This window comes from Bacillus sp. 3255, from assembly GCF_031456485.1.
Taxonomy (GTDB): domain Bacteria; phylum Bacillota; class Bacilli; order Paenibacillales; family NBRC-103111; genus Paenibacillus_E.
In genome coordinates this window covers 84,835-97,347 of the sequence record NZ_JAVDUS010000024.1, presented here as the reverse complement: position 1 = coordinate 97,347, position 12,513 = coordinate 84,835, and the positions used below count along the sequence as shown (strand labels likewise).

General features: G+C 52.4%; 5 protein-coding genes and 1 pseudogene. 5 read left to right on the top strand and 1 reads right to left on the bottom strand.

Going from position 1 to position 12,513, the window contains the following annotated elements:
- Positions 1 to 229 precede the first annotated feature (229 nt).
- The 3 genes and pseudogenes from J2X61_RS30195 to J2X61_RS36595 all read left to right on the top strand — a co-directional run.
- Positions 230 to 958 carry an AraC family transcriptional regulator gene (locus tag J2X61_RS30195; RefSeq protein ID WP_310193543.1) on the top strand — a complete coding sequence of 243 codons (729 nt, stop codon included), beginning with the start codon at positions 230 to 232 and terminating at the stop codon, positions 956 to 958.
- Positions 959 to 1,049: 91 nt separating this feature from the next.
- Positions 1,050 to 2,435: an ABC transporter substrate-binding protein gene (locus J2X61_RS30190; RefSeq protein ID WP_310193440.1), complete on the top strand. Its 1,386-nt coding sequence runs from the start codon at positions 1,050 to 1,052 to the stop codon at positions 2,433 to 2,435.
- A gap of 55 nt (positions 2,436 to 2,490) precedes the next feature.
- A pseudogene (locus J2X61_RS36595) lies at positions 2,491 to 2,758 on the top strand (hypothetical protein); the annotation flags it as partial.
- Positions 2,759 to 3,286: 528 nt separating this feature from the next.
- Here J2X61_RS36595 and J2X61_RS30185 read toward each other — a convergent pair.
- On the bottom strand, positions 3,287 to 5,467 hold the full coding sequence (locus tag J2X61_RS30185) for a helix-turn-helix domain-containing protein (protein ID WP_310193437.1): 2,181 nt from the start codon (positions 5,465 to 5,467) through the stop codon (positions 3,287 to 3,289).
- A gap of 320 nt (positions 5,468 to 5,787) precedes the next feature.
- Between J2X61_RS30185 and J2X61_RS30180 the strand changes: the two genes are divergently transcribed.
- Both J2X61_RS30180 and J2X61_RS30175 read left to right on the top strand, forming a co-directional pair.
- Positions 5,788 to 6,984, top strand: a complete 1,197-nt coding sequence (locus J2X61_RS30180) for a HupE/UreJ family protein (RefSeq protein WP_310193540.1) — start codon at positions 5,788 to 5,790, stop codon at positions 6,982 to 6,984.
- A gap of 39 nt (positions 6,985 to 7,023) precedes the next feature.
- Positions 7,024 to 12,459, top strand: a complete 5,436-nt coding sequence (locus tag J2X61_RS30175; protein WP_310193538.1) for an S-layer homology domain-containing protein — start codon at positions 7,024 to 7,026, stop codon at positions 12,457 to 12,459.
- The last annotated feature ends 54 nt before the right edge of the window (positions 12,460 to 12,513 follow it).

Sequence of the window (12,513 nt, the reverse complement as noted above, 5' to 3'; positions counted from 1 at the left end):
ATTGCATAAAAATGAATCCATATCAGTTCGTTTAAAATGCTATGCTTTCGTTAAACGAAAGGTAGACACATCTTCGATTGGGTGCAAGCTTCAAAGCGGTATTTACATAAGGGGGGTCATTCCATTCTTCTCACAAGATTTTTATTCAGAGTTAGGCTATCCGCATCTGTCTCTTCCATTCCGCCTGAGCTCGGCAGGCTATGTTCTCAACCCGACATGGCGATATCACGTGGGAGGGGATCATTGCGAAATCATTGTTTGTATACGAGGGAGAGGAAAGATTCGCATTAACAATGAACCGGAATGTATGATTCAGGCTAATCAGATGCTTATTGTCACGCCTCAAACCAATTATGAGTATCGACCTCTGGATGAAATGTGGGAAATTGCTGCGGTACGATTCGGATGCAACCTGACGCTCCTTATGCAATTTCGCTTAAAATTGAACAAACTGACGATGATTAACTCGCCTAATCGACTATTAACGTTGATTGATGTGCTATGCAGATCTGAAGGCGACCCCAGAAGCAGGACATTACAAACATCGGAAATCATCTATTCGGTATTGGCGGAGGCTAAATTTCAAACGGCAGGTATACACAGAAGCGTAAGCAATCCCCAAATAACCATTGAGAAGCTTGTAAATTATATTTTTATTCATTACGCCAGCAAGCCTACTTTGAAAGAGTTGTCACGCATATTCGGCTACACATCGCAGCATTTGAATCGATTATTCAAGAATGAATTAGGGTTTTCCATTTATCAATATATTTTAAAAGTACAATTGGAACAGGCGGCTTATTTACTTGAAGCTGGAGAAATGACGGTTGAACAGGTTGCTGAGAACGTTGGTATGGAGTCAAGATCCTTTTACCGATTGTTCCACAAATTGTACGGGGTTTCACCCGGCGAGTTCCGCAGGAGTGTCACGAGGAGGCTAGACCGCTCTTCCTCCTGAGGTTTTAGTTGATAATTTACAATCCATTTACACGGCATTAATAGTGCAATAACATATGACTCCTATGATGATTAGGCATAGGAGGGATATCATGAAACCGTTCCAACGTACAATTTCGATACCGGTGTATCTTTTATTTATTATTGTGCTCTTCAGTCTGGTAGGCATCTCCTATTCGATATGGGGCAAACAATCCGTCGTTCGGGGCTCGGAGCCCGGAGATGGACAGGAACCGCCCGTGCAGGAGGTTCAGAAGGTTCTGTGGTGGCACTCGATGAGCGGCGATAACGGCAAAGTGGTGGACAAGCTGGTGAACGGCTTTAATGCCACTCATAAGGATATTCAGGTGGAGGCTGTCTATCAGGGCTCCTATTATGATACCTTGACGAAGCTGAAGGCCTCCATCGGTTCGACCATCGGACCTACGATGGTTCAAGTCTACGATATCGGCACAAGATTCATGATCGACTCGCAGGCGATAACGCCGATTCAGCATTTCATGGATCTGGAGAAGTATGCGATTGGGCAGCTGGATGATGCGATCCTGGACTATTACACGGTCGGCGATACGCTGTATTCCATGCCGTTCAATGCGTCCAATCCGCTTCTATACTATAACAAAGAGATGTTCGCTGCAGCAGGGCTCAATCCCGAGAAGCCGCCCGTGCTGTATGAGGATGTTGCGCAGGCTGCCCAGAAGCTGACGAAGAACGGCGTATGGGGCGCCTATTTTGGCAATCACAGCTGGTATATGGAGCAGTTCCTCGCCAATCAAGGTGCCGAGCTGGTGAATCAAGGCAATGGCCGGGACGGGCTGGCCACGCAGTGGCAGATGAACGGAGAAGCAGGTGTTAAGGCGCTTGCTTGGTGGAAGGGGCTCGTAGATAAGAAGGTCGCCTTCTATGCTGCAGGGAAGAGCGATGATTCGAAGAAAGCTTTTGCTGAGGGCAGAGTCGCTATGATCTTCGATACGACGGCAGCGCTGCGCGATATTCTGGAGACGGTGGACGGTAAATTCGAGGTCGGGACCGGCTTCTTCCCGCAAGCGGAAGTCAAAGACGGCGTAGGCGTCGGTGTCGGCGGGGCGAGCAACTGGATCATGAACAACAAGCCCGAAGCCCAACAGCAGGCGGCCTGGACGTTCATGAAATATTTGACTGAGCCGGAGCAGCAGGCGGTTTTCCATATCAATACGGGCTATTTCCCTATTGCGGAAGCGGCCTATGAGCTGCCGTCCGTGAAGGAGAACATGGCCAAGTATCCTCAGTTCAAGACGGCCATAGAGCAGCATAACGCCGCCAAGTCCAACCAGGCCGCACAGGGCGGCGTGCTTGGCGTCTATCCGGATGCGCGCAAGCTCACGGAGCATGCCATCGATCAGGCGCTCAGCGGCTTGCAATCGCCGCAGGCGGCTCTTGACGGAGCGGCGGCTGCCGTCAACGCCAAAATAGCGGAGTACAATAAGACGCTTCATTAAGAGACGAAAGCCGGCAGTGTGCCGGCTTTCGTTTTTTTGAGATATAAGAATTTATATGGTTGGTTTTGGGTTTGGGGGGAGCGAAACTTACCCCGACTCGAACTTACTGAAGCCAATATTTTTCGATGAGCATCGATACTGGGATGCCTTTGTAGAAAAGCATATAGTGAAAGAAGTACAGACATTTCGTGGCTGCGGAGATCCCCGAAACGGAAGAATGGAGCCGATTACTTACAGAGGATGTATTCCAGGTGAATCATCGACATGTGGTATTTACGATCGACGAAGGGCTGTGGAATGTTTTTTTGCTGCATAGAAAAATTCCCTGACGTTTTTTCTTAAACTGCGGCGGGGCGGGCTCTTTCGTTGAAGGAGCCGAGCTTGCTTATTCTGCCCGCAGGGCGTAACTGGAATTTCTCCCGTTATTCGCGAGAAAATTAGCCCAGTTGTACGAATAAAGGGAATTTCTCCCGTTAATTCATCCCCATTTCGCGTAAAGGCTGCAAATACGGGCTGAATAACGGGAGGAATTCCTGTTATTCAGCATTCGAGGATCAGCCAGGCTGCATGTAACAGGAGAAATTCCCGCAATGGGCGAGACTCTCGGTAGAGGCTTGGCTCTCTAGGAGGAGCCGAGCTTTCTTGTATGTGGCTTGCTGATGCCAGACGATCTCCGAGGTGTTATTGGCTTGTCGGGTATCCGAATAAGGTCCCGTGAGTCCTTAATTTGAGCCCTAATGGTGTACATGTATTCGAAAAATCACATGCATACTCTGCATGTGTCCGTTCACGTTGACAGCCTCGCTGTGTCCGTTAAAATGACTCAGCTGATAGTGAGGGCCATAGGGCCATCAAGACGACTTGTTCGTTAACCTGGCTCTCCGATATTCCCCCGGCGACGTGCCGGTCCGGTTCTTGAACATCCGGTTGAAGGAGGAGATGTTGCGGTAGCCGACCTGCAGGCCGATCTCTTGTATGTTGAGGTCGGTGGCGCGCAGCAGCTCTTGGGCATTGCTCACGCGCCGGTCGTGCAGATGTTCCATGAAATTGGCGCCTGTTTTCTCCTTAATGTACGTAGAGAGGTAGGAGGCGCTCAAATTCAACCGGTCCGCCAGTACATCGAGGGACAGGTCCTCGGCATATTGCTCCTGGATGATGCTGAGCACACGGTCGATGATCGGGTCACTGGCCTCTTTCTTCTCCCGGATAATCTGCGAGACGGCATGGAAGTAGGCATGGAACGTCAGGCGGTACTCCTCCAAGGTACAGCATGCCTCAAGTTGAAGCTGGAGGGGCTTCAGCTGCCAGGCGGAGTCGCTGTGAACTTGGTAATGTTCGAGCACCATTCTGGCCTTGTCGGTGACGGCTAGCGCCAAATGCTTGAACGTATCGACAGAAGCCTCCTCGTCATACAGCTCGCGCAGCCAAGAATCCACTAAGAGCAGCGTTTCTTGCTCTTTCCCGGCTTTCAGCGCTGCGGTCAGCTCCTGCTCCTGGGTTAGCGTCAGGATGTACGACGCGCGATCGGAGCGAATCTCGGCGATCGTTTGCGTTTCATCCAACAGCCTGGCCTGCATCGCCATCTCCCGGACCTGCCGGTATGCGTAGCCGAACTGGATGGAATGCTCGAAGTTCGAGCTGACGGCGGCCGTGACCAACGCGTAGCGCCGGTCGCGGTCCAGCAGCGGCTTCAGTTCGTCCAGCAGGGCGAGAATGCGGTCGCGATTATGGCCGGGGAAGACGGACAGGAATTGATGATGCTCCATCTGGAACGAATGGGAGTCAGGGAAGCGCTCGTCCGTTAGCTGCTTGATCTGCGTCCCGATCGACTGCGAGATGAGTTCCTTGCTCATAGGCACGTCGACGAAAGCGGCCGGGCGGAAGCGAAGCTCGTAGAGAACGATGGTGTAAGCTTCCTCCGTGCCTTCGATATGCGGCCATTCGCTCGCCTCATGGTTAATATTTTTGAGCTTATTCATGAAATGGTACGTCGTCAGCTCGGACTGCTGCTCCTTCAGCTCCTGCTGGATCTCCACCTGTTCTTCAAGCAGCCGGCGCACGGGTCTGTGGATTCGCTTGCTGAGAACAATCGAAACCGCCAAAGCGATGACGATCGAGATGCCGAGCAGGATGATCATGAGATTGTCCAAGCGAAGGACCTTGGCGGCGAAATCAGGGCTCGTTACCCGCATGATGTAATGCATGCCGCCCTCATTGCGATAATCGACATAATACACGCCATTCTCCATGACGTATTCGCGTTCTTCATCCCTATCCGCCGGCGGAGCCAAGAAAGGGGCGGGAATCGCTGATGCGCGGGGATTGCTCTGATAAATGAGCGCTTGTCCCGGCCCAAGGATCGATAAGTCCAGATTCGGCGTATCCTTGAGAATCGCGTCCCGCAGACGGTCGGCGTCGATCATCGCGATCAGCCAATCGTCTGCCAGCGGCGGTTTGATCGAGTAGGGAATCAACGTTCGGGCTGCAGGGGAGTTTTGGGATGGCGTCCCGAAGGCTGCCGCCGGGTGAAGCACGTAATTGTCCGCACGTTGAAATTGCTGCTGCCAGTAGGAGAGCGGGTATGTTGAACTCGCATATTGGCCGGCGAGCAGCTCTTCATTCGTGCCAAGCCCGAACTTATTGACGGCCAGATTCGTGGAACGAAACAGCAGGATCATATTATCCACATACAGGTCCGAATCCCCGACAAGGCTCTGGATGTCCAGTACGACAGGACGGGTGGGCAGGGAATTCGGATCCTTCTGCACGTTGACTTGATTGTTCAGCGTGATGACATCTTTGTCGGTAAATTGTTTGAAGAGCGCTTCTCTGACTTTATCCAGTTGAAATTGATAACGTTCAGCCACCTTCTGCAGAGTGAGACGATTCTGTTCGATCATCTCGCTGCGGAGGTGGCTCTTCAGCATCCAGAAGATCAACAGGCTGAAGGAAGCGAAGATAAGAATCAACAGGATGAAGCTGGCCAGTACATTTCTTCGAAATAACGGCCCTTTCATGGCAAAAAAGTTCATTAGTCGCAGGCTCCCTCTGATAGTTCCGCTTTGTGTTTCCGGCGATCTATATACGTTTTATTGTAGTCCATTCTCTATGTTAAAGGTATGGGCTTTTTTTTGGAAGCTTTGCTATTTTCCCGATTGAGGGGTTCATAAAAGCTTTAAAAACCAATCGAAACAATCGAGAAGGATCCAAAATCGTGTGTATAGGCAAGGCGGCCGGCACCGCATATGATGGGCATGTGTCGAACGCAGCTCATGGGAAGGAGAGAAGTAACAGGATGGCCAATGGGCAGCACGCAGCTGAATCAAGAGGGGATTAGGACGAAGTGAAACACATGCAGAAGAGTACGTTGTTAATCGTGAGAAGAAGCTTCGCTGCGTTGGTGATGGCCGTGATCGCATGCATCAGTCTAGCGGGTGCGGCATCGGCGCATTTCTCCTCGACCGGGTATTCCGATATTCAGGTAGGCTCGGATACGATTGAGTACCACTTGTCGATCTTGGAGAGCGACTTCGTTCATATATTCCCGGACAAGCCGGACGGGGGCGACAAGCTCAGCGATAAACAATTGGCTTCCTCTATGAAAGCCATCGCCGCTCTGGTCAGCGACGGTTTGGTTGTGACGGGGGACGGCAAAATCGGCAACGGCGAGATTATCGGCGTAAAGCACGAGAAACGCGCCACGATGGAGATGGTCGGCATCGATATTCGCTACAAGTTCGCAGCTCCTGTGAAACAGTACCTGATGCAGTACAACTTCTTCTGGTACAGCGGCATTGACCCGAATCACAGCAATTATGCGACGATTCAGGTCGGCGGCCAGACGATCCAGCAGGTGCTTGGCAGCCAGAATTACATCGTACAGGTGCAGGGCCCGGGACCGGGGGCAGCCTCGAAGCCGGCCGGGAAACCAGCCGAGCCTTCCGGCTTCAAGACGGCAGGAATCGCAGCTGTGTCAACGGCGCAAGGGACCGCCGGCGCTTCATGGCTGGCCACACTTAAGACCTACGTCGTCATGGGGATGGAGCACATCTGGTCGGGACTCGATCACCTGCTGTTCCTGTTCGGACTGCTGCTAGCCGCTGAACAGCGGCCATGGAAAATCGTCCGGCTGATCACAGCCTTCACCATCGGCCACTGCATCACGCTCGTTCTATCATCGCTGGAGATTGCTTATTTGTCGCCGCGAATCGTCGAGCCGTTAATTGCGCTGAGCATTGTCTACATTGCTGTAGAGAACATCTGGAAGAAGCGGGAGAGCGCACGGGAAGTTGTAACCCTGCTGTTCGGCCTCGTGCATGGCTTCGGCTTCGCCGAAGTGCTGCGGGGAACGCTCTCAGGTGAGATGGCATTGCCATTATTCTCCTTCAACCTAGGCGTAGAGATCGGTCAGCTGGTCGTCGTGGCGATTGTGATTCCAGTCCTTCTGTGGATTCGGCGCCTGCCATGGCAGATCAAATGGAACCAATATGCTTCCGGTCTAATCGGTGTATTCGGACTTTATTGGTTGATTGAACGCATGATTAGTTAATACAAACTTTTATGATGAGGGGACGTTATCAAGTTGGTTATGAAGAGTTTCAAACGATGGGTATCCGGCGTGACGGTGGCCGGGATGATGTTCAGCATGTTAGCGCCGATGGCTTCCGCTGATGGGGTCGTCGTACAAGCCGTAGATAATGCCCAAGTGCCTAAGCTGCTCATTACGGAGCTCGTGCCGGATACGGCGAATTTCGACAGTGCCGATGCCTACGAATTTATTGAAGTTTATAATAATTCGAATCAAACGCTGGATTTTAACCAGTACAATCTAGTCTATCGGTTCTCCGGTGCGGATACCGTCTGGGCGCCGTATCAAAACACGAATCCAGGCGGCAGTATGCCGATTCCCGCGCAATCATCCATCGTGCTGTGGGTCATGAATGCGAAGAACAAAGGCTTGACGGCTGCCGATTTTAATACCAATTTCCAAACGAACCTGCAGATGAACGTCAACCTGTACCGCGTGGAAGGCGGCGGCGGGATGCACAACAGCTCTCCAAGGGACTTGGTTATTCAGGAAAAGACGGGCAGCGACATTTCCATTGCCAGCTACCAGAACGATAATCAAACGCTGCCGGACAAAGGGATATTCTACCGCTATCCGACCAACGGTTCGAAAAATATGGTGATGTACGGCTCCGGAGAAGATACCAACCCGGCGAAGGCGACCCCGGGGGTTATTGATCCTACGCAGGTTCCGTCCGTTCCACGGGTGTTCTCGCAAGCTCCGGCCATCGCGCATACACCGGTTACGCAAGCGGATCAGAAGAACGATCTGGTGCTTCAAGCGCAGGTGGCCAATGCCGAGCAGGGCGAAACCGTAGCAGCTGCAGTTTATTATCAAATGGCTTCGCAGACCGGCTATGACTCCGTTCCAATGACCGTTACAGGAAGCAACCAGTACCAAGCGGTCATTCCGAGAGCGAAACTGACGGAAAGCCAGATGAAATATTACATTCAAGCGGATGACGGCTTCAGCACGGTCAGATCGAGCGTATACGGCGTTGCGGTCGCGATGGACCAGTCCGACTATTCCAAAGTTCCGCCGCTTATGGTGACGGAGATTGTGCCGGATTCCACGAACGTGGGCTCGGCGGACGGCTACGAGTTCGTTGAAGTGTACAACAACACGGATCAAACGATTAATTTCAAAGACTACAAAGTCGTCTACCGCTATACGGACTCCGGGCCGGATGCAGACGTTCCATGGCCTGCGGACAAAGAGGACATGCTCATTCCATCGAAGGGGACGCTCGTCTTTTGGATCATCAACAATCAGAACGGGAACTCGACGGTAGCCGATTTCAACGCCAACTACGGAACGAATCTCGTAGAAGGCACCGACATCGTGCGCATTCACAGCGACGGGATGGCGAACGGCTCCAACCGCGGTCTCCTTATCGCTACGAATACAGGCATTGAGTTGTCCGCCTCTTACTATGTGAACGGCGATTCCAAAGCCAACAAAGGGATTGTGTACAAATTCCCGGCGACCGGCACCACGATGATCAAAGCCAGCTCAGGTACCGCAGCAGCAACACCGGGCTCCGTGACGCAGGATCAAGTTCCGCCTCAGACCGTCAAGGTGACTCCGGATACCGTGAAGCCTACGCTGACGGACTTGACCAAAGAGAGCGTAATCGATCAAGCGAGCGATCTCGAAATCATCGGGGAAGCTCACGACGAAACATCGCTCAAAACCGTAGCGCTCTACTATAAAACGGAGAAGCAATCCCAATATAACAAGAGATACCTGAAAGAGAGCTTCGCAGATACGCTGTACCATTATACGGTTTATTCCCCTGAACTTATCGGGAGCGCTTATCTGGACTATTATTTCACAGCTTCCGACGGCACGAATGAGACGACCTCCCAGACGAAGCGGGTTCAAATCCAGGGCGGTTCGGATCACTCCAGCCTGCGCCTGAATGTGAAAGACGGTGACGTTGTCGCCCAAACGAAGGTGTTGAAAGGCACAGGCGAGGGCGTCAGTCCGGATAGCCTGAAGCTGTCCATCGACGGCAGCGAGCTGACGCAGTCGACTTATCATGCGGTGGAGCATGACGCGTTCTTCGCTTTTGAAGTGATGGGCGTGAACTACTATTTCAAAAACGGCATTACGCAGGGGCAGGAGATTCTCTCGATTTTCCAAGACCCGATTAACAGCTACAAAACGCTGTCCGTACCGATCAAAGCGGACCGTCTGAAGGAAGGCGGCAACGAATTCCAGATTCGGGCGGGTTCCAAATCTTCGCCGTTCGACGACCGGACCGAAGAGAATAAAGATAATTTCGAAGTGAAGAACGTGCGCCTCGTGTTCGCCGACGGTACAGTCGTATACGACGCCAAATATAGCGATCCGAACAAAGTGATCAAAATCGGGGATTCCTCCGGTCTGTCGCCGGTGATCGATTTCAACTTCGTCGTTCCGTCCGCTCAGCTGGCATCCAAGGCTTACGATTGGAACACAACGTCGGTAAGTGACGGTAACCATCAAATTACGATCAGCGATACCGTAGGCGGCGCAGTTACTTCCAACGTACAGGTGGATAACACAGCTCCGGTTGTGCAGCCATCCATCGAAGAAGGCACCATGTACCGCGGCAGCTTCACGCTCGATGCGAACGTATCCGATGCATTGGCGGGCGTAGACATCGTGGAAGCCAAGCTGGATGAGCAGCCGATTACGCTGCCGATGGCGACTTCTTCCGCACAACTGCCGGCTGGAGCGCACGTTTTCAACGTGAAAGCAACGGACAAAGTAGGCAATGTGGAGGAAGTCACCGTTCATTTCGAAGTACCGAACGAGACGCCGGATCTGCCGGTGCTGGTCGCTCCGGGTCAAGGCGCGAACGGTGTGGATACGAACGCTGCTCTAAGCGTGAAAGTAAGCGATCCGATGAACGACGATATGAAAGTGACATTCAATCAAGGCTTCAAATACGATGCAAGCACACAAGGGACGTTCAGCGGCTATCGCGGCGCGGCGGACACGGAACCTCCGAAGCAGGAAAAGCCTGCGGGTGAAACCGCTCTGACGCCAGAAGATTATGGCCAAATCAGCAGCGTCGACGGCAGCTACCTCGTTGATGATGCAGTCGAGCAGTTCCCTTACCAGCGCTTCGAGATTGCGTTAGACCCTGCGGTTCAAAGCACGGACCAAGTGGAAATTGACTGGAAAGGGAAGTCCCTCGAAGGACGCAAAGTGTCCTTGTACGCTTGGAGCCCGAGCAAGCTGGAGTGGAGCGTTCTCAAGACCGTTATCGCAGGCATCGAAGATTTCGAACTGAAAGCGAGCGTACCGGCAGGCGATTATGCCAACAACGGCAAGATTCAAGTGATGGTGCAGGACGAAATTGCGGTCACGCAGGAGCAAGCTCCTAGCAGCGACTATGACTTCTCCTTCGTGTGGATGTCTGATACCCAGTACTACGCCAAGAGCTATCCTTACATCTATCAGAAAATAGTGAAATGGGTCGCCGATCACAAAGAAGATAACAAAATTAAATATGTCATTCATACCGGCGACATTGTCGATAATGCTGACCAAGAGTATCAGTGGATCGAAGCCGACAAGGATATGAAAGTGCTGGAAGCGGCTGGAATCCCTTACGGGGTGCTCGCAGGTAACCATGACGTTGGCCATCAAAACAATGATTACAGCTACTACAACAAATGGTTTGGCGAGGATCGCTTCAAAAATCAGCCGACATACGGCGAATCCTACGATAACAACCGCGGTCACTATGATTTGGTTTCCTCGAACGGTAATGACTTCATCGTCATTTACATGGGTTGGGGTTACGGGGATAAAGAGATCGACTGGATCGACAGTGTGCTGAAAAAGTATCCGAACCGCAAAGCGATTCTGAACTTCCACGAGTTCATGCTCGTCTCCAACAACCGCGCTCCGATGGCGGAGAAAGTGTTCGAGCGCGTCATTAAGCCGAATAAGAACGTCATTGCCGCACTATCCGGCCACTATCACGATGCGGAGCTGAAAGTCGATCCGATCGACGACAACGGTGACGGCGTGGCGGACCGCAATGTGTATCAAATGCTGGCGGACTACCAGGGCGCGCCGGAAGGCGGACTTGGGTATATCCGTTTGATGCAGTTCGATATGAAGAATGGCAAAATCAACATGAAGACTTATTCGCCGCATTTGGACGATTACACCTTCTATGATGATGAGCCTATCAAAGATGAGTTCACTTTGGACCTGAACCTGGATGCCGTGATGAAACGTGTAGCTACCGATTATATCGGGGTGAACGTGTACACGAACAAAACGATTGGCAGCGTGGCAAGCGTGAAGAGCGGGGAGAATGCTGCGGTAACGTGGCCAAACCTTGCTGCGAATGCGACTTACCAATGGTACGCTGTTGCGGAGGATGCGTATGGCGGTACGAGACAGTCGGATATTTGGAAGTTTACGACGGGGATAGCAGGCGGTTCTGATGATTCCGATGATTCGGAGGATTCAGGCGCAGGAGGCTCTGTAGGCGGAGGCGTACCGGCAAGTCCGTCGGAGACAACGATTCCTGCCGGTGGCGGTACCGCTGCCCTGGAGGGAGCGACCATCGTCATTCCGAGCGGGGCTCTTCCAAGCGATGTGAAAATTAAGGTCGTTAAATTATCGGGTAGCGCTTCGCTTCCGGTAGACGCATCGGCACAGCTCCTTGGCGATGTATATGAGTTTACCAAGGATCGAGACGGCGCATTCACCAAAGCGATTCAAATCACCTTGCCATTCGATAAAGACAAAGTGGACTTGAACAAGCTGCAGCTCGGCCTGTACTGGTTCAATGAGACAACCAAAGCGTGGGTACTGCTGGATGACATCAAGGTGGATCCAGTGAAGGGCACTGTCACAGGCTCGGTTACACATTTCACGAAATTCGCCGTCATCGCGAATCCGAAAGAAGATGTGAAGCCTCCTGTTACAGCGAACCTTGCCGATATCACAGGGCATTGGGCGGAAAGCAGCATTCGGGAATTGATCGGTAAGGGCGCTATCAATGGCTATGAGGACGGCACCTTCAAGCCGGACAACCGCATCACTCGTGCGGAGTTCGTCTCGATCGTCGTGAAAGTGCTCGGGCTCGGCGTGCAGGGCGGCCAGTCGTTCTCCGACACGTCCAGCCACTGGGCGAAGGATGTCATCGCTACGGCTGCAGCGCAGGGCATCGTGACCGGCTATACCGATACGACGTTCGGACCGGATGACCAGATTACCCGCGAGCAAATGGCGGAGATCATCGTTCGTGCCGCACATCTGGCCAAAGGAACAGCCGGCACTTCGTTTGCCGATCAGGCGCAGATTTCGGAGTGGGCGCAAGGCGCGGTTGCCGCTTTGACGGCGAAAGGCTACCTGAACGGTTACGAGGACGGCACGTTCAGACCGCAAGGATTGACGACTCGTGCGGAAGCGTCCGCTATGATTTTGCGGGCTTTGAAGTAACATAATGAAGGGCTCCTGCGTCTGAATAGACGGGGAGCCCTTTCGTCATTCCTT